Source organism: Halobaculum gomorrense (assembly GCF_900129775.1).
Taxonomy (GTDB): Archaea; Halobacteriota; Halobacteria; order Halobacteriales; family Haloferacaceae; genus Halobaculum; species Halobaculum gomorrense.
Window position 1 is genome coordinate 246,997 of record NZ_FQWV01000001.1, and the last position, 19,097, is coordinate 266,093.

Sequence of the window (19,097 nt, forward strand, 5' to 3'; positions counted from 1 at the left end):
CGGCGCGTCGCCGCGGTTACTGGCGGAGCTCCCGAACGCGCTCGATGTTCCACGCGAAGGACTTGCCGTCCTCCGTTGGGGTTTCGAGGACGAGCGGCACGTCGCGAAGGTCCTCGTGGTTGATGAACGCGCGCATGCCGGCCTCGCCGATGCGTCCCTCGCCGACGTGGGCGTGCTCGTCTTTGTTCGTCCCGCACTCGTGTTTGGAGTCGTTGAGGTGGACGCACCGCAGGTGCTCCAGCCCGACGACCTCGTCGAGTTCGGCGACCGTCTCCTCGACGGCCTCGGCCGTCGAGAGGTCGTAGCCCGCGGCGAACGCGTGGGCGGTGTCGAGACAGACGTCCAGGTCCTGCTCGGAGCGCTCCAGCACCGCCGCGAGGTGTTCGAAGTCGCCGCCGAGTTTGGTTCCGGAGCCGGCGTCGGACTCGACGAGCACCGTCACGCCGTCGGGAACGTCGAGTTCGTCGAGCGCCGACGCCGCGTTGTCGAGGCCGCCCTCGACGCCGGCACCGGTGTGGGCGCCGAGGTGGACGTTCACGTACGGGATGTCCAGTTTGTCGGCGGCGTCGACCTCCGTTTGCATGGAGTCGATCGACTTCTCGCGGAGGCCCTCCTTCGGGGTACAGAGGTTCACGAGGTACGACGAGTGGATCACCCACGGGCCGACGCCGTGCTCGTCGCTGAGGTCGCGGAACCGGTCGGCCTCGTCGCCGTCGATGTTCGGGTCCTGCCACACCTGCGGCGAGTGCGTGAAGATCTGGCCGCAGTTACCGCCGTCGTCGACCAGCGCGTCGACGGCGTTGTCCGTGCCGCCGGCGATGGACTCGTGTGCCCCGATCCGGAGAGTGTCGCTGTCTGCGCTCATACCCGCCGGTGGTGAGCCGGGGAGCAAAGCGGCTTCGGAAGCGGCCGAGGCGTCGGCCCGGCGTTCGACCGTCCCCAGCGCCAGTGGCCCCGGACCGGCCGTCGCCGCCACGGGTCGGCCGTCGCTCATTTCAATCCCGACCGTCTACCCGGCGCACAAGCTATGCAGCTGAGCACGGTCGTCAGTCGCCTCGAACGCGCCTTCGGGCCCGTCCGAGAGCTACTCGTTCCGCTGTTGTCCGACCCGCGCGTCATGGGCGCGTGGGTCGTCGTCGTCGCGGTCTCGACGGCGGTGTTGCTGTGGGACGTGCGCGAGCGAAACGAGGCCATCCCGTCGCTGATGAAGGGCGTCTGGACGCTGACGGTGCTGTACTCCGGCCCGTTCGGGCTGGCGGTGTACTGGTACGCCGGCCGCACGCAGATCCCTCGCGACTCGCTCGCGCGGCGCGGCTTCCGGTCGACGGCCCACTGCTACTCCGGCTGCGGCGCCGGCGAGGTGACCGGCGTCCTGCTGGCGCAGGGGCTGCTCGGACTGACGGTCGGCTGGGTCGCGGCGACGACGTTCGGGTTCGCGTACCTGTTCGGCTTCTCCCTGACCGTCGGCCCCCTCATACAGGAGGGCGTCGGCTTCCGCGAGGCCGTCGTCGACGCGTTCTACAGCGAGACGCCGTCGATCACCGTGATGGAGGTGACGGCCATCGGGACGGACCTGCTGCTGGCGGCCGAGGCCACCGTCGACGACCCGCTGTTCTGGGGCGCGCTGGCGTTCTCGCTGTCGGTCGGCTACCTCGCGGCCTTCCCCGTGAACCTCGCGCTCGTTCGCGTCGGCGTCAAGGAGGGGATGGCGAACCCCGCGGAGCTGTGACGGAGCCGGCCGCTTCAACCGACGGGCGCGCTCCCGCGTCGGCTCCCGGTATCATCCCCGACAGCCGGGACCGCACGCTTATTCGACCGACCCGCCTCGACACCGCCACATGTCACTGTCGGACCCGCCAAGCCACCCGGGCGACCCACTCGATGTCGGCGACCCCGCTCCCGAGTTCGCCGAGACGCTCGTCACGCCGGAGGGGGACACGCGCGAGGCGTCGCTCTCGGAGCTGCTCGACAATCCGGTTCTCCTCAGCTTCTACACGGTCGACTTCAGCCCGGACTGCATCGAGGAGTGGTGCGCCTTCCGCGACTTCGACTGGTTCGCCTCCGGAGAGCAGGTGAACGTCGTCGGCGTCTCGAAGTCCGGCCCGCGCCTCCACCGCCGGTTCATCGACCGCCTCGATCTGGGGTTCCCGCTGTACGCCGACACGGACCTCGCGATATCGGAGTCGTTCGGGGTTGCCTACCGGACGTTCGGGCTGTTCCGCCGCTCCCGACGCTCGTGTTTCCTCGTCGACGAGGAGGGCGTGATCCGCTACCGGTGGCTCGGCGAGCACTGGCTCGACCCCACCCGCGACACGCCGCCGGTCGACGAACTCCACGAGGCGGTCCGCGCGGAGATCGGCGACGACCCGGAGACGTTCGGGTTCTAGCACCGGCACCCGACGGCGACCGCCGACTCGGCTACCGCTCCCCCGGCCGCTCGCGCACCCAGTCGTCGCTGCGGTACTTCGCGTCGGCGATCTCCTCGGCGCGCGCGAGTTCCGCGTCGGTCCACTCGCCCTCTTCGGCGTCGGCCCAGGCCGCGAGCGACGCCTCGAACGCGGCGACGGCCTCGGCGCGGGTCGCGTCCGCGTAGTCGGTGACCCCGCCGACGCGCTCGGCGAACCGCGCCTCGCTCACGCCGTGGTCGCGGAAGACCGCGAGGTGCTCGCGAGGCATCGCGTCGAACGTCACGGAGCCGTGCTGGATGACGCTCGCCTCCCGCCTGTACTGGGCGTTGCCCGAGAGTTTCCGGCCGGCGCCGCTGTCGGCGCACACGTCGTGGGCGGGGTGCAGGCCGCGGAGGTAGCAGGCCGGCCGGTAGATTGCCGGGCGCTCCTCGTCGGCGTACTCGGCGTCGACGCCGAGCGCGCGGAAGGCGGACAGCACCGGCTCGCACAGCAGGTGGTAGGCGTCGAGGAGTTCCCCCGGCAGCTCCTCGGCGGGCGCGGCGATCGAGTAGGAGAGGTCGCCGTCGCGGTCGTGGTAGATGCCGCCGCCGCCGGTCTGGCGGCGCGTCACGTCGACGCCGGCGTCCGCACAGCGGTCCCAGTCGACGGTGTCCGGGTCCTGCGCGTACCCCATCGAGAGGCAGGAGGGATCCCAGCGGTACACGCGGACCGTTCGCGGCCCGCCCTCGGCGGCCGTCTCGGCGGCGACCTCGTCGAGCGCCATGTTCAGCGGCCCAGGCCGGGACTCCTCGCGGATCAGCCGCCACTCGCGGCCGGCGAGCGGCCCCGGGGAGCCGCCGCCCGTCCCGCCCGTCCCGCCCGCACCGCCGTCGGCGTCCGTGTCGCTCATACCGGAAATCCGGCGTCGCGGGGCAAAGAGCCCCCGATCGCGGCCGACTGGTCGCAGGGATGTCGACGCTGGCCGCGATGCCGCCGCGCTCGTCGCCACGAACGCCTTTTCACCGCGCGGCGCCGACACACGGGCGATGGTCGGAAACGTCGCCGAGACGATGGCCGAGCTCGAGCCCGAGGACTTCTATCTCCTCTCGGGCGTCGAGCAGGGCATGCGCTTCTCGGAGTGGGTCAACGTCGAGAAGATCCCGGAGTACGCCGGGCTCTCCGAGGAGAACGCCGACTACCGGATCGACCGGTGCGCCGACCGCGACCTCATCCGGCGCAAGACGATCCAGTACGAGGGCTACCAGCTCACCTTCGAGGGGTACGACGCGCTCGCGTTGCACACCTTCGCCGAGCGCGAGACGGTCACCGGGATGGGGTCGTCGCTGGGCGTCGGCAAGGAGAGCGACGTGTACGAGGTGGAGACGTACCGCCCGATGGCGCTGAAGTTCCACCGCGAGGGGTACACCAACTTCCGCGAGGTGAACAAGGAGCGGGACTACACCAGCGACAACAACCACGTCTCCTGGCAGTACACCGCGCGCAAGGCCGCCGAGCGCGAGTACGCCGCGCTGGAGGACCTCTACCCGCAGGTGTCGGTGCCGCGTCCGATCGACCACAACCGCCACGCGATCGTGATGGAGAAGCTCCCCGGCCCGGAGTTGGCGCAGGCGAAGCTCCGCTCGGAGCAGGTCGTCGGCGTGCTCGACCTGGTGCTTCGGGAGATGGACCTGGCGTACCGCGCGGGCTACGTCCACGCCGACATGTCCGAGTACAACGTCGCCGTCAGCGACGACGGGATCGTGATCTTCGACTGGCCCCAGTCGGTCGAGACGGACCACGAGAACGCCGACGAGCTCCTCGCGCGTGACGTGGACAACGTCGTGAGCTACTTCGAACGGAAGTATCCGAGCGAGATGCCCGAGGTCGACGCCGACGCGGTCGCCGACGCGATCGTCGACGGCGAGTTCGAGTCGGTGCGGGGGTTCGCCGAGCCGGAGGCGTAGCCGACGGCCGACGGGATTTAAGCCGGCTCACCGGATCGGTACCGCCGTGAACGAACTCCTCGCGGCGGCGCTGGTCGTCGGCGCCGTCCGGTCCCCGCGCCTCCTCGCCCGCTACCCCGAACCGCTTGCTCGCCCTCTCGTCGCGGCCGTCGGCACGCTCGCGCTCGCGTACGGCGGGCGGGAGTTCCTCCGCGGCTTCGGCGGCGGCTACTACTGTTGTTCGCACCTGTACTACGGGCTCTCCGGGTTCGTGCTCGTGATCGCCGGCTGGGTCGCCATCGTCCCCGCGCTCGGCGTCGGACCGTGGGTTCGCCGAGACGACTTCGACGGCGCCGGCGCGCGCGGCGACGCCGACGACTCGAAACGCAGCCCTTAACAGCGCTTGCGGGGAACAATCGGTAACTCGCTGGTAGGTGGGCCGCCAGCGGGCACCCGGTACGCCGGGACGAAATGTGACCGCTCGGGGCTCCCCGACGCGGTTGAATCGCAAGCGCCCGCGGAGACCACCAATGGCACGAAGCTTCTACTCCCACATCAAGGAAGCCTGGCGGAACCAGGACGAGGGCAAGCTCGCGGAACTGCAGTGGCAGCGCAAACAGGACTGGCGCGACGAGGGCGCCATCGTCCGCATCGACCGACCGACCCGCCTCGACAAGGCGCGCGAACTCGGCTACAAGGCCAAGCAGGGCGTCGTGATGGCGCGCGTCTCCGTCCGCAAGGGCGGCGCGCGCAAGCAGCGCCACAAGGCGGGCCGCCGCTCGAAGCGCCAGGGCGTCAACCGCATCGGTCGCCGGAAGTCCATCCAGCGCATCGGCGAGGAGCGCGTCTCGCGGAAGTACCCGAACCTCCGCGTGCTCGCCTCTTACCCGGTGGGCCAAGACGGCTCCCAGAAATGGACCGAAGTGATCCTCGTCGACCCCGAGCACCCCGCGATCGAGAACGACGACGAGCTCAACTGGATCTGCGACGACTCCCAGAAGGGCCGGGCGTTCCGCGGGCTCACGAACGCGGGCAAGCGCAACCGCGGGCTGAATCAGCGCGGCAAGGGCACCGAGAAGACCCGGCCGTCCGTGTCGAGCGGCGACCGCGGCGGCAAGTAACCGCCGGGGTACAGTCCGCTCGCGACCGCGTTTCACGCGCGACCGCATTCCTGTTTTTCCCGCGTCGACGCCGTCCCGCGACAGCGACGGCTCCGTGGACGACAGCCCGTCCCCGTCTTCCGCTGCCGGGCGTTCCGGCGAAGTGCTAAGGACGCCTGTCCCCGAACACCGCTCGATGCAGCCAGGGGACCGACCGGCGCCGACCGCCGACTGGCGAGCGTTCGTCGCGACGCTCCGTCGGCAGTACCGCACGGCGCGGATCCGGACGACGCTGACGGTCGTCGCGCTCACGTCGGCGGTGTTTCTCCTCCAGCTGCTCGCGACCTGGGCCACGGACGCCCCGTCGGTCCGCGCGCTGACGGCGTTCCTCTTCCTCGAAGGCGGCGACGCCGTCTTCCTGCTGTCGCCGTTTCTCCACCGGGGGACCGCGCACTTCCTTTCGAACGTGCTCGTCCTGCTCGTGCTCGCCCCGCAGGAGCGGCACTTCTCGCCGGGCGGCTACTGGCTGTTTCTGGTCGCGGCCGCGACGCTCGCGCTCGGCGTCGGCTACGCGGTGCTGGCGGCGTACAGCCCCGCGCCGAACGTCGCCGTCTACGGGATCAGCGGGCTCGGCTACGCGCTCGGCGGCTTCGCACTGACGCGCGCGGTCGGGAACCCGGATGACGCCTCGGAGGTGGACCTGATCGCCGCCGTGATCGGCGTCTCGTCGGTCATCACCGTCGTCGTCAACCTCCTCACGAGCCTCCCGGGGTCGCCCGCCGGCGTGAACGGCGGGCACCTCACCGGACTCGCGTTCGGGCTGCTGGTCGGCGCGCTGTGGCGCGCTCGCTCCGCCGTCCCGGGGGCAACCGACGCGCCGTAGCGACCTCCGAACCGGGCGCCGTAGCGACCTCCGAACCGGGCGCCGTCCCCGGTTCGCTCAGTAGTCGCCGAGCGACGACTGCCCGTCCGTCCCGTCGTCGGCGAGCCCCGACAGCTCCGCGGCCTGCCGGATCGTCTCCTCGAACGCGTCGGCCTGGCTCCGGTCGTACAGCGTCGCCGCGGGGTGGAGACACACAAGCAGGCGGACCGCGGCGTCGCCGACGCGGGCGTCGAACACCTCGCCGGTCTCGCTCGTCACGGCGACCGACCGGCCGAGCAGGTGCTGGGAGGGCACCTTCCCGAGCGTGACGACGAGTTCGGGGTCGACGCGCGCGATCTCCTCGGCGAGGTAGCCCCGGCAGTTGTCCAACTCGTCGCTGTGCGGGTCGCGGTTGTCCGGGGGACGGCAGCGCACGCAGTTCGTGATTCGCACGTCGGCGCGCGCGAGGCCAACGTCCCGAAGGGTGTCGTCCAGCACCGTCCCCGAGCGGCCGACGAACGGCTCGCCCTCCTCGTCCTCGTTCGCGCCCGGCGCCTCGCCGACGAACACGAGGTCGGCGTCCCTCGGACCGGTGCCGTTGACGATCCGCGATCGCGACTCCACGAGCGCCGGACAGCGCTCGCAGTCGGACACGCACAGGTCCGCGTCCAGCGACTGCTCGCTCATACGCGAACGCGACCCGCCGCGGAGGTAAACCTACCCGTCCCGGGCGGCGTCCGCGCCCGAGTCCGACCCGGCGCCCGACGACGATCCCGTCCGGTGTTCGGCGTACGACCGGCCGGCGCGCGCCGCGAGCCGCGCCACCCGAAGCGGTTCGGGGCGGCCCTGTCCGTCCGGGGTGTGCGCGGCGAGAATCCGGCGGGCAGCGGCAGCGTCGATGTCGATTCGCCGGACCCACAGGTCGGGGTCGGGGTCGCACTCGCGCCCGTCTCCGGGCTCACCGTCGAGGAACAGCGGGTCCCGGTCGGGAAGCGACTCGTAGACGGCCAGCCGCCGGTCGAGTGCCTCGCCGGAGAAATGCTCGTACAAGTGCGGCTCCAGCCCCGCGCTCGCCTCGAACGAGACCGCGACGACGGGGCGGTCGGCCGCCTCGTGCACGCGGCGGAGGTCAATCAGATTGAACCACGCCGGCGCGACGCCGGCCAGCAGGAGCTGCCGCGCGTCCGGTCGGTCGAGCCGGTCGAGGCAGTCGGCGACCGCCGCGGTCGCGTCGCTGCCCCCGACGGTGCACGTCGAAAACGAGAGTCCGTCGACCACGCGGTCGGCCCGGACGACCGCGGCCGCGACCGTCGCGCGCGCCGGCGGGTCGTCGTCTGATCGGCCCCTCGCCGAGACGGCGACGCCGAGCGCGCGGGTTCCAGAGTTCACGGCGTGGTGCGGTGGTGCGGTCCGCTGTCGTCTGAGTGGCGCGCGGTCCTCAGTCCTTGATTTCCTCGAGCTTGTCGAGGAGTTCGTCGTTCGAGGCTTCGAACTCGAACTCGATGTCGCCGTCGTGATCGGCGTCGCCGCCGTCGACGGTGTCCTGATCGAGATCCGAATCGAGCTGCTGATTCTCCTGTTCGGATTCGTCGTAGCTTCCGAAGCCCATACCGTATGTACGTAGCCGGGACCGACAGAAATATTTGTGGGCCAGCAGGGCTCGGTCGCTGGGACGACCGCGCAACCGCGTCGCTGCCGCGGCAGGTCGGCTTTTACGCACAGCGCTCCAGTGGCCGAACATGGACGCGGTTAACGTCACGGCGGACGCCGAGGAGTTCACCTGCAACGCCTACTTCGTCGACGGCGCGGTGCCGACGCTCGTCGACGCGGGGACGATGCCCGGCGTCGTCGACGTGGTTGCCGAACTCACCGACGGTCTTGATCGGGTCGTCTTCACGCATCAACACCACGACCACGTGGGCGAACTGGACGCGGTGCTCGACGCGTTCGACGCCGAACTGTACGCGTACGGGGATCACCCGCGGCGCGACCACGCGCTCGCCGACGGCGACGAGGTCGCAATCGGAGACGAAACGGCGGAAGTCGTGTACACGCCGGGCCACGCCGCGGACCACGTCTCGCTGGTCGCGGAGACCGCGCTGTTCTCCGGCGACGTGGTGGTGTACAACGACGGCGCCTTCGACGACGGCTCGTTCGGCCGAACCGACATGGCGGGCCAGTCGCGCGAACGACTCATCGAGAGCCTCCGGGGGTTGCTCGACCGGCTCCCAGAGTCCGTCGAATCGCTGTACGCCGGCCACGGCGACGCGTTCCACGCCGACCCCGACGGCGACTCCGTGCGCGACGTGGTCGAGCGGGCGCTCGCGCGCGCCGAGCGCCGCGAGCCGAAGTATCCGGAGGCGTAGGGCGACGGCGGGACCGCCGGGCGCCTGGGAGGGCGGTCGCTGGTGGTAGCGGGATTCGGAACCAACCGCAGTGTCGGCGGGCGAGACGCTCGGTTGTCGACGTTAGGCGGTCCGCGGCTCTTTCGCCTTGGGGCGGAGATTCCCGTAGCCGCACTTGCGACAGTTCTCCGCGCGCTTCGGGTTCCGGGCGTTACACCGCATACAGACGAGCTTATCGAGCGTACGGGCCTCTGCCGCCTCGAACTTAGCCATAGTGTGGGAAGCGGCCGCGCCCGTGTTAACGGTTGCGAGTCGGGTCGAACCCGCAACGGCGCCGGATGGGGGTACCGGGGTCGGACCAGCAGACCGGGTTCGGTCGTCGTCGGGGCGCGCGATTCGGCCTCCGCGCCCTACGCGCCGGCCTGCGCGAGCGCCTCCTCGAGGTCCTCCCGCTGGGTGACGCCGACGAAGCGGTCGACCACGCCGTCGTCGTTCTCGACGATGAGGGTGGGGAGCGAGCGCACCTGGTACTGGTTCGCGGTCTCTTGGTCCTCCTCGACGTCGACCTTCTCGAAGCTCACGTCGGGGTACTCCTCCTCGAGGTCGTCGAGGATCGGATCTTGGGTCTTGCAGGGGCCACACCAGTCCGCATAGAAGTCCTTGAGTCGGACGCTCATGCCGACCGCTCGTTGCGACTGGCCGCGCATAAGGATTACTCACTGGCCGTCACGTCCGTCGGCGAGTCGTCGCCGCGTCCCCCGCGAGCGCCGGTCGAAAGGCTTAGGCGGTGGACTCGCGATCACCGATGTATGAGCAGCGGCCAGAACAGCGGCGGCCTGATGTCCAGCGCGGGGCTCGTCCGCTACTTCGACGCGGAGGACCGCAACGCGATCCGGATCGACCCCAAGACCGTCGTCGCCTTCGGGCTCCTCTTCGGGATCCTCGTGTTGATCCTCGGGTTCGCGTTCTGAGGCTCCGCGGACGATCCGCCACCGATCGGGCCCCGACCGAACGACACCTTTTCACTCGCCGCCCGCCGATTTGACTCCATGAAAGCGGGCGTTATCGCTGTTCAAGGCGACGTCTCAGAGCACGCCGACGCGGTTCGCCGGGCGGCCGCGAGCCACGGCGTCGACGTGGCAGTCGTCGAGGTCCGCGACGCCGGCGTCGTTCCCGGGTGTGACGTGTTGCTGATGCCCGGCGGGGAGTCGACGACAATCTCCCGGCTGTTGCGCGAGGAGGGGATCGACGAGGAGATCCGCAACCACGTCGCCGCCGACAAGCCGCTGCTGGCGACGTGCGCGGGGCTCATCGTTGCCTCTCGGGATGCCAAGGACGACCGCGTCTCGACGCTGGACGTGCTCGACGTGAGCGTCGACCGCAACGCGTTTGGCCGGCAGGCGGACTCCTTCGAGGCGCCGTTGGACGTGACCGGCCTCGACGAGCCGTTCCCCGGGGTGTTCATCCGCTCGCCGGTGATCGACGAGGTGGGCGAGGGCGTCGAGGTGCTCGCACAGTGGGACGGCGATCCAGTCGCCGTCAAGCAGGGCTCGGTGATCGCGACCTCGTTCCACCCCGAGTTGACGCCGGACTCGCGCATCCACGATCTGACCTTCTTTGGACAGGAGCACGCGTCGACCCAAGACGGCGAGGGGGTGGAGGCGTGAGCCGCGAGCGGTCTGGGGAGTCAGGGACGGTCGAGGACGACGAGGTACTCGACGCGCTGTTCGCGACGATCGAGGACCGGAAGGAGCGCCTCCCCGAAGGCTCGTACACGGCCTCACTGTTCACCCACGAAAAGGGCGAGAACGCGGTCTTGGAGAAGATCGGCGAGGAGGCGACCGAGACGATCCTCGCGGCGAAGGACGACGACACCGAGGAGCTGACCGCAGAGGCGGCCGATCTCGTCTACCACCTGCTCGTGCTGTTCGCACAGAACGACCTCGACGTGGCGGACCTGCGGGCGGAACTGCGCGACCGATTCTGATGGGCAGCGCCTCCGGTCGACCGAGAGCGACGACCGGTCGGGGCCGAGATCGTGTGGGAGTTCTGACGAACCCGGTGTCCTTATCGGGATTGCCGGCGCACGGCGGGGTATGCAGGCAGTCACCCTCGGCCCTGCCGGTACGTACTCCCATCGCGCCGCGCGGGCCGTCGCCGACGACGTCGCCTTCCGTGAGTCGGTCACCGCCATCGTCGAGGCGGTCGCCGACGGTGAGTACGACCGCGGGGTCGTCCCCGTCGAGAACAGCATCGAGGGGAGCGTCACCGAGAGCCTCGACGCGCTCACTGAGGCGGACGTAGCGGTCGTCCGCGAGATCGTCACGCCGATCCGCCACGCGCTGTTGGCGCAGGCGGAGACGTTCGACGTGGTCGCCTCCCATTCCCAGGCGCTCGCGCAGTGTCGCGACTACCTGGAACGAGAGTACCCCGACGCCCGACGAGAGGCCGTCGCCTCCACGGCTCGCGGCGTCGAGCGCGCCCGCGAGGACCCGGCGGTCGCCGGGATCGGCCACCCTGCGAACGCCGCGACTGACGACGGCGGCGTCGACCTGCGTGTGCTCGCCGAGGACATCCAAGACCAGTCGTCGAACGCGACTCGCTTTCTCGTCGTCGCCGGCGACGACGAACGGACCGAGGCCGGCGGCAAGACCTCGGTCGTCGTCTACCCCAGCGCCAACTACCCGGGGCTACTGCTGGAGCTGCTTGAGGCGTTCGCCGACCGCGACGTGAACCTCTCGCGCATCGAGTCCCGCCCGAGCGGCGAGCGTCTCGGCGACTACCTGTTCCACATCGACTTCGAGGCCGGCCTGTACGAGGAGCGCGCGCAGGCGGCGCTCGCAGATGTCGAGGATCTGGTCGGCGACGGCTGGATCCGCGTTCTCGGTTCGTACGACACCGAGCACGTCGTGTACTGACCGCTCTCACGAACGGCGGACGTGGCGAACAGGCGACGCCCCGCATTCGCCCCCGACGCCGGCGTCGCGCAGCCGCTTCCCGCCGGGGATCGCTCTCACCGCACGGGGGTACTGGTCCCGGCTTCCGGCTTCAACGTTCGCGAGAAGGGTTCCGTCCGCGGGCGGCAGCCGGGCATCGCTCGGCCGACACCGCCCCCGTGGGCTGCGGGCGAGGGGCCGCGGCCGACCGTCACTCGGCGGCGGCGACCTCGTCGGCGTGGTACGCCTCGGCGTAGTCGACGAAGTTGCTGAGGATCTTCAGGCCGGTCTCGCCGCTCTTCTCGGGGTGGAACTGCGTGCCGATCACGTTGCCCGCCTCGTTTGCGGCGACGGCGGCGAAGCGCCGGCCGTACTCGCAGGAGGCGATGGTGCGCCCGGTCACGTCCGCGCAGTAGGAGTGCACGAAGTACGCGTAGTCGCCCGCCTCGATGCCGTCCGTGATCGGGTGATCGCGCTCGGGGGTGAGCTCGTTCCAGCCCATGTGCGGTACCTTTACCGAGTTCGGGAGGCGCTCGACGCGTCCAGGGATGAGACCGAGCCCCTCGACGGTCTCGCCTGCCGGTGCGCCCTCGGTGCTCTCCTCGTACATGAGCTGGAGCCCGACGCACACGCCGAGGATCGGCGTATTCTCGGCCTTCTCGACCAGCACGTCGTGGAACGGCTCGGAGTTGGCCACGCACTCGCGGAACGCGCCGACGCCCGGGAGCACCAGCGCCGCGGCGTCGCGGATGTCGTCGGGGTCCGACGAGACGGTCACCTCCGCGCCGGCCCGTTCGAGGCCGCGTCGAAGGCTCCGGAGGTTACCGACGCCGTAGTCGATGACGGTGACGTTCATACCGGACGTGCGGGGCGGGCGGTAAAAACGGTTGCCCGTCGCGGCGCCGCTCGTCGCCCCCGGGTCGGATATGACCGAACCCGCGTTCGTCACAGATCCGGGGCGTGAGCTGAGCTACCACGCGTTTAGCGGTGTTTAATACCTAAAACGACGTACTCTGTCTCGGCGATACTCCATGAGTAACATGACTCCCTTCGACGACATGAACCGGATGTTCGACCGTATGTCCCGCAACTTCGGACGGATGGACTGGGGCGACCTCGACGGCATGCGACGCTCGGGCATCGACGTCGACGTGGCCGAGTACGACGACGAGATCGCGGTGATGGCCGACCTCCCCGGTTTCGACAAGGGGGACATCGACCTGACCGTCCGCGACGGCGTCCTCTCGATCTGCGCCGAGCGCGAGATCAGCAGCGACGCCGGCGACGAGGCGGGCGCGTACCTGCGCCGCGAGCGCCGCGCCGAGTCCATGTCCCGCACGATCACGCTGCCCGCCGAGGTCAGCGAGGACGACGCGAGCGCGACCTACGCGAACGGCGTGCTCACCGTCACGCTCCCGAAGGTCCACGCCGACGACGAGGCCGACGAGGCCCACCGTATTGACGTGAACTGATCCGAGGGTGGACGTGACTCCCGGTTTCCGCTGATATCTTCGCCCGTCTTCGGTCCCCGTTAGTTACCGCTCTCTCGTCACCTCCCGATCGATCCGATCGGCTGCGTCCTCGGCCGACTCCCGCCAGCCCTCGGGCAGATCCCCGCCGCGTTTCGGCGGGTCGATCCCGAGCGTGACCGCCGTGAACGTCGCCGCCGGCACCGTCTCGGCGACCCGCCCGCCGACGAAGACGGCGTTGCGTCGCTTCGTGCTCACTCCCCCCGCCGCGAGGTCGTAGTAGCGACTGAACAGTTGGACGACGTGGACGGAGTCGAACGACGACGCCAGGTCCGTCTCCACGAACTCCCGGAACAGCTTCACGGTGTTGTTCGCGGGATCGGCCCGACGCCACTCCAGTTCGACGAGCACGAGCGCGTCGCCTACGCCCGCCACGTCGACCGGGGTGTCGCCGACGACGTGCTCCTCGTGCCACTCGTACCTGGGAAGAACACACGCGAGGCGTTCACGCAGGTGGCGTTGGACCCGTTTCGCCGCCTTGCCCATGGTTCGCCCGCTCTAGGCACGAGCTTGAGTCCGACGATCCGACCGCGACGCGAGTCACTCCGAGTCGATCGTCAACCCCTCACCCACCACAGTCGATGCGTCCTTTGTCCAGCGGCTCGTCCGATCGCCCGTGTCCGATCCCACGCCGTCGACCGAGCAGACCCCCGGAACCCCTCGCGACCGCGCCGTCACCGCGGCCGCATGGGGGCTCGCAGCGGCGCACCTCGGCGTGTCGCTGTCCGGCGTCCTCGCGTTCGTCGACGCCCCGGGCTGGCTCGGCGGGATCGCGGGGCCGTTCGACGGGGCCCTGCTCGCGGCCGTCGTCGCGCTCGCGGTCCTCGCGGGTGCGTGGCGCGGCGGCGGTCCCGCGGACGCGACGACCCGCGCGCGTCGCGTCGAAGTCGCCGGCGGCCTGATCGTCCTTCCGGGCGCGTGGGTCGCCCTGCTGGCGGCGTTCGCCCCCCGGACGGTGTTCGTCGACCTGCCCTTCTCCCTGCTCCCGCTCGTCGGCAATCTCCTCCCGACGCTTGCGGTGTTCGTGGTCGTGTACGGCTTCGGCCCGTTCGCGGCGGCCCCCGACGCCGGACGGAACGTCGATCTCGACTGGAACGAGCGGGACTGAAACGCGTGACTCACCGACGACCGGTTCACTCCGCGATGTCGATCGCGGGGCGCCCGGGTTCAGCCTTGCTTGCCGCGTCGTCGTTCGCCTCCTCGGCAGGCAGGACGCGCACGGGCGCTTCGAACTCGCGCTCGACGAGCCAGGCGGCCGCCTCCAGCGCCTCGCGCTCGGCGTCGGGCGACAGCGTCGGCCGCAGCGCCTCGCGCTCGGCTTGCAGGTCCTTCGCGTAGTCGGCGGCTGCGGAGCCGTGCCGCTGGATGTCGGGGTTCTGCATCAGCTCGCCGACCAGGTTCGGCGCGTCGCTGTCGATGGCGATCGAAAGCGCCCGGTGTTTCCACTCGGGCGCGACGACCACGTCGATGCGCTCGGGCTCGTCGATGCCGGCCACGTCGACGATGGTGCGCACGTCCTCGCGGGTGTTCTCGACCAGTTGGCGGCGCTTCTCGGCCTCGTCGATGTCGACGGCAGCGGTCGGCCACTCGGCGTCGACTAGCAGGCCGGCGTCCTCGCCGGTCAGTTCCGCGTACAGCTCCTCGGTCAGGTGCGGTGCGACCGGCGCAAGCAGCTTGATCGCCGTCTCCAGCCCACGCCGGAACGTGGGCGCGTGCACCGCGTCGACGTACTCGCGGTAGCTCCGGAGCGTGCCGACCAACTGCTGGGCCTCGCGTGTCGCCAGATCGAAGCCAAGGTCGTCGAAGTTCTCCGTTGCGATGGCGACGGCGGCGTCGACCTCGCTGCGGACGTATGCGGCCGTGGCGTCGGCGGCGTCTGCCTCAGCCCCGTCCCCCGGGTCCGTCCCGACCACCGCGTCGCTGCCGGCGAACGACCGCACCGTCTCGGCCAGCCGACCCAGGAAGCGGTGGGTCGACTTGACGCCCTCCTCGGACCAGTCGAAGGCGGTGTCGGGCCGGGCGGCCTGCATCATGAACAGGCGCGCGGTGTCGGCGCCGTAGTCGTCGACGATGCGCTGCGGGGAGACGGTGTTGCCCTTCGACTTGGACATCTTCTCGCCGTCCAGCTGGACCATGCCCTGTCCCAGGAGGTTCGTGAACGGCTCGCGGTGCTCCAGCAGGTCCATGTCCGCGATGGCCTTCGTGACGAACCGGGCGTACAGCAGGTGCATCACCGCGTGCTCTAAGCCGCCGACGTACTGGTCGACCGGCATCCAGTCGTTCGCCCGCTCGACGTCGAACGGGGCGTCCGCCAGGTCCGGCGAGACGTACCGCAGGAAGTACCACGAGGAGTCGACGAACGTGTCCATCGTGTCCGTCTCGCGGACCGCGTCGGCGCCGCACTCCGGGCAGGAGATGTGTTTCCACTCGGTCGCGGCGTCCAGCGGGTTCCCGGTCGTGTTGATGAACTCGGGCAGCTCGACCGGCAGGTCCTCCTCGGGCACCAGCACCGGGCCGCAGTCGTCGCAGTGGATGACGGGAATCGGCGTTCCCCAGTAGCGCTGCCGGGAGATGAGCCAGTCGCGCAGGCGGTACTGCGTGTGGAACTCTGCGGAGTCGATGTCGGCGGTCAGTTCCTCGCGCGCGGCGGCGCTGGAGAGGCCGTCGTACGCGCCGCTGTTGACCAGCACGCCGTCCTCGGTGTAGGCGCCCTCGCTCACGTCCGGCGCTTCTGGGTCCTCGTCCCCCTCGAGTTCGGGCGCGACGACCGGGACGATGTCGACGCCCATGCGCTCGGCGAACGCGTGGTCGCGCTCGTCGTGACCGGGCACGCCCATCAGCGCGCCCGTCCCCACGTCCGAGAGGACGAAGTCGGCGACGAAGACGGGGACCTCCTCGCCGGTCGCGGGGTTCGTCGCGGTCAGGCCCGTCTCGACGCCGTTGGGCTCGTCGCCGTCGGGGTCGGCGACTTCCTCGACGAAGTGCGCCACGTCGTCGTCCTCGGCGGCCAGTTCCTCGGAGATGGGATGGTCCGGGGCCAGCGCGAAGAACGTCGCACCGTGGATGGTGTCCAGGCGGGTCGTGAACGCCTCCACGGGGCCGTGGTCCTCGACGGAAAATTCGACGCGCGAGCCCTCTTGCCGCCCGATCCAGTTGCGCTGCATCTCGCGGACGCTGTCGGGCCAGCCCTCCAGGTCGTCGATGGCCGAAAGCAGTTCGTCGGCGTACTCCGTGATGCCCAGCGTCCACTGGTCCAGTTCGCGCTGTTCGACGATGGTCCCACAGCGCCAGCAGTGTTCGTCCTCGCCTTCGACCTGCTCGTCGGCCAGTACGGTCTCACAGTCGGGACACCAGTTCACTTCCGCGGCGCGGCGCTCGACCAGGTCCTCGTCGTAGAACTGCTCGAACAGCCACTGGTTCCACTGGTAGTACTCGGGTTCGCAGGTGGTGACTTCCCGGTCCCAGTCGTAGCCGAAGCCCATCGACTCCATCTGCCCGCGCATCGTGTCGATGCAGTCCATCGTCCAGTCGCGCGGGTTGGAGTCGCGCTCTTTGGCGGCGTTCTCGGCGGGCAGGCCGAAGGAGTCCCACCCCATCGGGTGGAGCACGTCCTCGCCCTGCATCCGCCGGTACCGGGCGTACGCGTCCGTGATGGTGTAGTTTCGGACGTGGCCCATGTGGAGCTTCCCCGACGGGTACGGGAACATCCCCAGCACGTACGTCGGATCCTCGGCGTCGTCCGGCGTTCGGTAGGCGTCGGCCTCCGCCCACGCCTCCTGCCAGCGTCGTTCGACCGCCGTGTGGTCGTAACCCTCCTCGGACATTTCTTACTACGTCGTTCGACCGCTTTCACCTCTATACCTTTCCATCGAACACGATACTATTTGCCAGCAGGGGACACGGAGCCAGCGAACGAGCCACGACGGCGCAACAGGTATCGTATCAGCGAGCTAACTAGAGCGCATGAGCACCGAAATCGACACGACCGACACGGACGACGACGCTGGGCTGCTGACGACCGCCTACCGGACCGTCACTCCCGGGTATCGGTCGCACTCGGACGACGAGATGAACACCATCGGCTGGGCGATGTTCCTCGGTCTCCTCGCCATCTTGCTCTCACTGCTCCCGTTCATCGCCATCGTCTGGGGCGTGAGCAAGGTGATCGAAGCGATCACCGGGGACGGCGAGGCAGAAGAGTAGCGTAGTCGCGCTGGCGGCGCGGCGCAGAATTCGAGCGTGCTGGCTCAGTCCGCGAGACCGAGCAGGTCGAACGCGTAACCGTTGTCGCGCTCGTTCGCGTGTTCATACACGACGTGCGCGGCGGCGACGTCCTGGATCGCTAGCCCGGTCGAGTCGAAGACGCTGATCCCGTCGTCGGCCGTCCGACCAGCTTTCTCGCCGACGACAATCTCGCCGATCTGCCCGTAGATGTCGTCTTCGCCGAGGACGCCCGCGTTGTACGGGACGTTGATCTCCCCGGAGTGGGTCGTCTGGTCGTAGTCGTCGATGACGAGCTTCGCGTCGAGCAACACCTCGTCGGCGAGTTCGTGTTTCCCCTCGGCGTCGGCACCCATCGCGTTCACGTGGGTGTGCTCGCCGAGCGCCTCGCAGGAGACGATGGGATCTTCGACCGGCGTCACCGTCGACAGCACGTCACAGGCGGCGGCCTCCTCGACGGAGCCGGCGCGCACGTCGAAGCGGTCCTCGAACGCGTCGATGAACCGGGCGACACGTTCCTCCGAGAGGTCCGAGACGACGACCCGCTCGATGTCGCGGACGGTCGAGATCGCCTCGAGCTGGGTGTACGACTGGACGCCCGCACCGACGATGCCCAGGGAGGAGGCGTCCGCGACCGCGAGGTGGTCGGTGGCGACTGCGGCGGCCGCGCCCGTGCGTTTCATCGTCAGCTCCGTCCCGTCGAGGATGGCCAGCGGGAAGGCGTTCCTCGGGTCGGAGTAGATCATCGTCCCCATGACGGTGGGGAGGTCGAAGTCGGCCTCGTTGTCGGTGTGGACGTTGACCCACTTCACGCCCGCCGCGTCCCACTCGCCCGCGTCGAGGTAGGCGGGCATCGACCGGAAGTCGCCGTTGTACTTCGGGAGGTCGATGTAGCTCTTGGGCGGCATCTGCGCGTCGCCGCGCTGGTAGGCGGCGAACGCCTCCTCGATGGCGGGCACGAGCTCGTCCATCTCGGCGTTCTCGTGCACGTCGTCGCTGTTGAGCAGCAGCGTCTTCATGATCGCAAGAATTGCGCGGGCCGATTAGAAGGCTCCGGTACGGCGTCGTGATCGGCGGGACACCGCGCGCGGGACGGACACGTGCGGACGGATCGGTCGGTCCGGTCTCGAACCGCGTCCACGACGAGACGGCCCAGGATTAACCCGGCTTAATCGTGCTTATCGAGAACTGAAGCGCTCGAATTCGGCTTTTCGGTCTGCACCCCTCTTTCCCCCGGAGGCCACACGGACGAGTGCAACATGAGCCGAACCAAACTCGCCGCGATCGCACTCGCGGCTCTGCTCGCAGTGACTGGTGTCGCCGCCGCGGCCCCGGGGAACGCCCCCGCAGACGCCGGCGCGAACGGAACGGACGCGGGCCAGGCCGGCCCGCCGAGCAACCTGCCCGGCCCCGTGCCGGACTTCGTGAGCGACATCCACGACACGATCCGGTCGTTCCTCGACGGGGGCATTGACAACCTCGGCGAGGCCGTCTCGGACATCGCGGGCGGCGAGAACGCGGAGAACGCCGATGAGGAGTCCGCCGACGCGACCAGCACCGCGACGCCCGCATAACGTGACGCGACCGATCCGCTGACCGACGGCCCTCACGCGGTACGACCCGTTTTCTCGCGACAGTACCACCCGCTAGCGATTGGTACACTACGTTCGTCGCGGCTGCCGATCATCGCCACTCGTCGGCTGTAGCGTCGAAAGAAGTCGTGCGTTCGTCGGGAGCGGTGCAGCGGTCGTGGACGCGGAGCTGTTCAGTTCTC

General features: G+C 69.6%; 26 protein-coding genes. 15 read left to right on the forward strand and 11 right to left on the reverse strand.

Annotated elements, in window-relative coordinates:
• Positions 1 to 16 precede the first annotated feature (16 nt).
• A complete protein-coding gene (locus tag BUE16_RS01205) occupies positions 17 to 865 on the reverse strand; it encodes a deoxyribonuclease IV (RefSeq protein WP_073306594.1) in 849 nt (282 codons plus the stop codon).
• A gap of 162 nt (positions 866 to 1,027) precedes the next feature.
• Between BUE16_RS01205 and BUE16_RS01210 the strand changes: the two genes are divergently transcribed.
• A complete protein-coding gene (locus BUE16_RS01210) occupies positions 1,028 to 1,729 on the forward strand; it encodes a DUF4396 domain-containing protein (protein WP_073306595.1) in 702 nt (233 codons plus the stop codon).
• A gap of 109 nt (positions 1,730 to 1,838) precedes the next feature.
• On the forward strand, positions 1,839 to 2,387 hold the full coding sequence (locus tag BUE16_RS01215) for a peroxiredoxin family protein (protein WP_073306596.1): 549 nt from the start codon (positions 1,839 to 1,841) through the stop codon (positions 2,385 to 2,387).
• A 31-nt stretch (positions 2,388 to 2,418) separates the two neighbouring features.
• Here BUE16_RS01215 and BUE16_RS01220 read toward each other — a convergent pair whose 3' ends face one another.
• Complete coding sequence (locus tag BUE16_RS01220) at positions 2,419 to 3,297, reverse strand: lipoate--protein ligase family protein (RefSeq protein WP_079991439.1); 879 nt, start codon at positions 3,295 to 3,297, stop codon at positions 2,419 to 2,421.
• Between the two features lie 136 nt (positions 3,298 to 3,433).
• Here BUE16_RS01220 and BUE16_RS01225 point away from each other — a divergent pair, with 136 nt between their 5' ends.
• The 4 genes from BUE16_RS01225 (at position 3,434) to BUE16_RS01240 (ending at position 6,313) form a co-directional block, all read left to right on the forward strand.
• Positions 3,434 to 4,351, forward strand: coding sequence for a serine/threonine-protein kinase RIO2 (locus BUE16_RS01225; RefSeq protein ID WP_073306597.1), 918 nt, complete (start codon positions 3,434 to 3,436; stop codon positions 4,349 to 4,351).
• Between the two features lie 46 nt (positions 4,352 to 4,397).
• Positions 4,398 to 4,727 carry a hypothetical protein gene (locus BUE16_RS01230; RefSeq protein ID WP_073306598.1) on the forward strand — a complete coding sequence of 110 codons (330 nt, stop codon included), beginning with the start codon at positions 4,398 to 4,400 and terminating at the stop codon, positions 4,725 to 4,727.
• A 133-nt stretch (positions 4,728 to 4,860) separates the two neighbouring features.
• Positions 4,861 to 5,451: a 50S ribosomal protein L15e gene (locus tag BUE16_RS01235; RefSeq protein ID WP_073306599.1), complete on the forward strand. Its 591-nt coding sequence runs from the start codon at positions 4,861 to 4,863 to the stop codon at positions 5,449 to 5,451.
• Positions 5,452 to 5,626: 175 nt separating this feature from the next.
• Positions 5,627 to 6,313 (forward strand): rhomboid family intramembrane serine protease, encoded by a 687-nt coding sequence (locus tag BUE16_RS01240; protein ID WP_073306600.1) that lies wholly within the window; start codon positions 5,627 to 5,629, stop codon positions 6,311 to 6,313.
• A gap of 57 nt (positions 6,314 to 6,370) precedes the next feature.
• On the opposite strand, the gene BUE16_RS01245 is transcribed toward BUE16_RS01240, so the two are convergent.
• Genes BUE16_RS01245 through BUE16_RS01255 form a run of 3 tightly spaced genes read right to left on the reverse strand, consistent with a single transcriptional unit; the run spans position 6,371 to position 7,901 of the window.
• Positions 6,371 to 6,979, reverse strand: a complete 609-nt coding sequence (locus BUE16_RS01245; protein WP_073306601.1) for a uracil-DNA glycosylase — start codon at positions 6,977 to 6,979, stop codon at positions 6,371 to 6,373.
• Positions 6,980 to 7,009: 30 nt separating this feature from the next.
• Positions 7,010 to 7,681 (reverse strand): endonuclease dU, encoded by a 672-nt coding sequence (locus BUE16_RS01250; protein ID WP_073306602.1) that lies wholly within the window; start codon positions 7,679 to 7,681, stop codon positions 7,010 to 7,012.
• 49 nt (positions 7,682 to 7,730) lie between these two features.
• Positions 7,731 to 7,901, reverse strand: coding sequence for a DUF5786 family protein (locus BUE16_RS01255; protein ID WP_073306603.1), 171 nt, complete (start codon positions 7,899 to 7,901; stop codon positions 7,731 to 7,733).
• Between the two features lie 130 nt (positions 7,902 to 8,031).
• Here BUE16_RS01255 and BUE16_RS01260 point away from each other — a divergent pair, with 130 nt between their 5' ends.
• The gene (locus BUE16_RS01260) at positions 8,032 to 8,658 is read left to right on the forward strand and encodes an MBL fold metallo-hydrolase (RefSeq protein ID WP_073306604.1); all 627 of its coding nucleotides are present in this window, start codon (positions 8,032 to 8,034) and stop codon (positions 8,656 to 8,658) included.
• A 102-nt stretch (positions 8,659 to 8,760) separates the two neighbouring features.
• Here the strand turns inward: BUE16_RS01260 and BUE16_RS01265 are convergent, their stop codons facing one another.
• Together BUE16_RS01265 and BUE16_RS01270 are read right to left on the reverse strand one after the other, a co-directional pair.
• Positions 8,761 to 8,910, reverse strand: coding sequence for a 50S ribosomal protein L40e (locus BUE16_RS01265; RefSeq protein ID WP_073306605.1), 150 nt, complete (start codon positions 8,908 to 8,910; stop codon positions 8,761 to 8,763).
• Between the two features lie 137 nt (positions 8,911 to 9,047).
• Positions 9,048 to 9,314, reverse strand: a complete 267-nt coding sequence (locus BUE16_RS01270) for a thioredoxin family protein (RefSeq protein ID WP_073306606.1) — start codon at positions 9,312 to 9,314, stop codon at positions 9,048 to 9,050.
• 132 nt (positions 9,315 to 9,446) lie between these two features.
• Between BUE16_RS01270 and BUE16_RS01275 the strand changes: the two genes are divergently transcribed.
• The 4 genes from BUE16_RS01275 to pheA all read left to right on the forward strand — a co-directional run bounded on the left by BUE16_RS01275 (position 9,447) and on the right by pheA (position 11,555).
• Positions 9,447 to 9,608, forward strand: coding sequence for a preprotein translocase subunit Sec61beta (locus BUE16_RS01275; RefSeq protein ID WP_073306607.1), 162 nt, complete (start codon positions 9,447 to 9,449; stop codon positions 9,606 to 9,608).
• A gap of 78 nt (positions 9,609 to 9,686) precedes the next feature.
• Positions 9,687 to 10,304 (forward strand): pyridoxal 5'-phosphate synthase glutaminase subunit PdxT, encoded by a 618-nt coding sequence (gene pdxT / locus BUE16_RS01280; protein ID WP_073306608.1) that lies wholly within the window; start codon positions 9,687 to 9,689, stop codon positions 10,302 to 10,304.
• Positions 10,301 to 10,624, forward strand: a complete 324-nt coding sequence (hisE, locus tag BUE16_RS01285; RefSeq protein ID WP_073306609.1) for a phosphoribosyl-ATP diphosphatase — start codon at positions 10,301 to 10,303, stop codon at positions 10,622 to 10,624. Before pdxT ends, hisE begins: the two co-directional genes overlap by 4 nt.
• Before the next feature lie 109 nt (positions 10,625 to 10,733).
• Positions 10,734 to 11,555, forward strand: a complete 822-nt coding sequence (gene pheA / locus BUE16_RS01290) for a prephenate dehydratase (protein WP_073306610.1) — start codon at positions 10,734 to 10,736, stop codon at positions 11,553 to 11,555.
• Positions 11,556 to 11,784: 229 nt separating this feature from the next.
• Here pheA and hisH read toward each other — a convergent pair whose 3' ends face one another.
• Positions 11,785 to 12,429, reverse strand: a complete 645-nt coding sequence (hisH, locus tag BUE16_RS01295) for an imidazole glycerol phosphate synthase subunit HisH (protein WP_073306611.1) — start codon at positions 12,427 to 12,429, stop codon at positions 11,785 to 11,787.
• Positions 12,430 to 12,604: 175 nt separating this feature from the next.
• On the opposite strand from hisH, the gene BUE16_RS01300 reads away from it, so the two are divergent.
• Positions 12,605 to 13,045 (forward strand): Hsp20/alpha crystallin family protein, encoded by a 441-nt coding sequence (locus BUE16_RS01300; RefSeq protein WP_073306612.1) that lies wholly within the window; start codon positions 12,605 to 12,607, stop codon positions 13,043 to 13,045.
• Positions 13,046 to 13,108: 63 nt separating this feature from the next.
• Here the strand turns inward: BUE16_RS01300 and BUE16_RS01305 are convergent, their stop codons facing one another.
• Positions 13,109 to 13,588 carry a hypothetical protein gene (locus BUE16_RS01305; protein ID WP_073306613.1) on the reverse strand — a complete coding sequence of 160 codons (480 nt, stop codon included), beginning with the start codon at positions 13,586 to 13,588 and terminating at the stop codon, positions 13,109 to 13,111.
• 130 nt (positions 13,589 to 13,718) lie between these two features.
• Between BUE16_RS01305 and BUE16_RS01310 the strand changes: the two genes are divergently transcribed.
• Complete coding sequence (locus BUE16_RS01310) at positions 13,719 to 14,210, forward strand: hypothetical protein (RefSeq protein ID WP_073306614.1); 492 nt, start codon at positions 13,719 to 13,721, stop codon at positions 14,208 to 14,210.
• Between the two features lie 25 nt (positions 14,211 to 14,235).
• Here BUE16_RS01310 and leuS read toward each other — a convergent pair whose 3' ends face one another.
• Positions 14,236 to 16,926, reverse strand: a complete 2,691-nt coding sequence (leuS, locus tag BUE16_RS01315) for a leucine--tRNA ligase (protein WP_073306615.1) — start codon at positions 16,924 to 16,926, stop codon at positions 14,236 to 14,238.
• Positions 16,927 to 17,065: 139 nt separating this feature from the next.
• Here leuS and BUE16_RS01320 point away from each other — a divergent pair, with 139 nt between their 5' ends.
• Positions 17,066 to 17,305 carry a DUF7535 family protein gene (locus tag BUE16_RS01320; protein ID WP_073306616.1) on the forward strand — a complete coding sequence of 80 codons (240 nt, stop codon included), beginning with the start codon at positions 17,066 to 17,068 and terminating at the stop codon, positions 17,303 to 17,305.
• A gap of 44 nt (positions 17,306 to 17,349) precedes the next feature.
• On the opposite strand, the gene BUE16_RS01325 is transcribed toward BUE16_RS01320, so the two are convergent.
• The gene (locus tag BUE16_RS01325; protein ID WP_073306617.1) at positions 17,350 to 18,345 is read right to left on the reverse strand and encodes an ornithine cyclodeaminase family protein; all 996 of its coding nucleotides are present in this window, start codon (positions 18,343 to 18,345) and stop codon (positions 17,350 to 17,352) included.
• Between the two features lie 237 nt (positions 18,346 to 18,582).
• Between BUE16_RS01325 and BUE16_RS01330 the strand changes: the two genes are divergently transcribed.
• Positions 18,583 to 18,897, forward strand: a complete 315-nt coding sequence (locus tag BUE16_RS01330; protein WP_073306618.1) for a hypothetical protein — start codon at positions 18,583 to 18,585, stop codon at positions 18,895 to 18,897.
• Positions 18,898 to 19,097: the final 200 nt, after the last annotated feature.

What these genes read in the sequence shown, in the direction of transcription:
- BUE16_RS01205 (WP_073306594.1), bottom strand. Translation starts at nt 865, where the DNA reads ATGAGCGCAGACAGCGACACTCTCCGGATCGGGGCACACGAGTCCATC.
- BUE16_RS01210 (WP_073306595.1), top strand. Translation starts at nt 1,028, where the DNA reads ATGCAGCTGAGCACGGTCGTCAGTCGCCTCGAACGCGCCTTCGGGCCC.
- BUE16_RS01215 (WP_073306596.1), top strand. Translation starts at nt 1,839, where the DNA reads ATGTCACTGTCGGACCCGCCAAGCCACCCGGGCGACCCACTCGATGTC.
- BUE16_RS01220 (WP_079991439.1), bottom strand. Translation starts at nt 3,297, where the DNA reads ATGAGCGACACGGACGCCGACGGCGGTGCGGGCGGGACGGGCGGGACG.
- BUE16_RS01225 (WP_073306597.1), top strand. Translation starts at nt 3,434, where the DNA reads ATGGTCGGAAACGTCGCCGAGACGATGGCCGAGCTCGAGCCCGAGGAC.
- BUE16_RS01235 (WP_073306599.1), top strand. Translation starts at nt 4,861, where the DNA reads ATGGCACGAAGCTTCTACTCCCACATCAAGGAAGCCTGGCGGAACCAG.
- BUE16_RS01240 (WP_073306600.1), top strand. Translation starts at nt 5,627, where the DNA reads ATGCAGCCAGGGGACCGACCGGCGCCGACCGCCGACTGGCGAGCGTTC.
- BUE16_RS01245 (WP_073306601.1), bottom strand. Translation starts at nt 6,979, where the DNA reads ATGAGCGAGCAGTCGCTGGACGCGGACCTGTGCGTGTCCGACTGCGAG.
- BUE16_RS01255 (WP_073306603.1), bottom strand. Translation starts at nt 7,901, where the DNA reads ATGGGCTTCGGAAGCTACGACGAATCCGAACAGGAGAATCAGCAGCTC.
- BUE16_RS01260 (WP_073306604.1), top strand. Translation starts at nt 8,032, where the DNA reads ATGGACGCGGTTAACGTCACGGCGGACGCCGAGGAGTTCACCTGCAAC.
- BUE16_RS01265 (WP_073306605.1), bottom strand. Translation starts at nt 8,910, where the DNA reads ATGGCTAAGTTCGAGGCGGCAGAGGCCCGTACGCTCGATAAGCTCGTC.
- BUE16_RS01270 (WP_073306606.1), bottom strand. Translation starts at nt 9,314, where the DNA reads ATGAGCGTCCGACTCAAGGACTTCTATGCGGACTGGTGTGGCCCCTGC.
- BUE16_RS01275 (WP_073306607.1), top strand. Translation starts at nt 9,447, where the DNA reads ATGAGCAGCGGCCAGAACAGCGGCGGCCTGATGTCCAGCGCGGGGCTC.
- pdxT (WP_073306608.1), top strand. Translation starts at nt 9,687, where the DNA reads ATGAAAGCGGGCGTTATCGCTGTTCAAGGCGACGTCTCAGAGCACGCC.
- pheA (WP_073306610.1), top strand. Translation starts at nt 10,734, where the DNA reads ATGCAGGCAGTCACCCTCGGCCCTGCCGGTACGTACTCCCATCGCGCC.
- hisH (WP_073306611.1), bottom strand. Translation starts at nt 12,429, where the DNA reads ATGAACGTCACCGTCATCGACTACGGCGTCGGTAACCTCCGGAGCCTT.
- BUE16_RS01300 (WP_073306612.1), top strand. Translation starts at nt 12,605, where the DNA reads ATGAGTAACATGACTCCCTTCGACGACATGAACCGGATGTTCGACCGT.
- BUE16_RS01305 (WP_073306613.1), bottom strand. Translation starts at nt 13,588, where the DNA reads ATGGGCAAGGCGGCGAAACGGGTCCAACGCCACCTGCGTGAACGCCTC.
- leuS (WP_073306615.1), bottom strand. Translation starts at nt 16,926, where the DNA reads ATGTCCGAGGAGGGTTACGACCACACGGCGGTCGAACGACGCTGGCAG.
- BUE16_RS01320 (WP_073306616.1), top strand. Translation starts at nt 17,066, where the DNA reads ATGAGCACCGAAATCGACACGACCGACACGGACGACGACGCTGGGCTG.
- BUE16_RS01330 (WP_073306618.1), top strand. Translation starts at nt 18,583, where the DNA reads ATGAGCCGAACCAAACTCGCCGCGATCGCACTCGCGGCTCTGCTCGCA.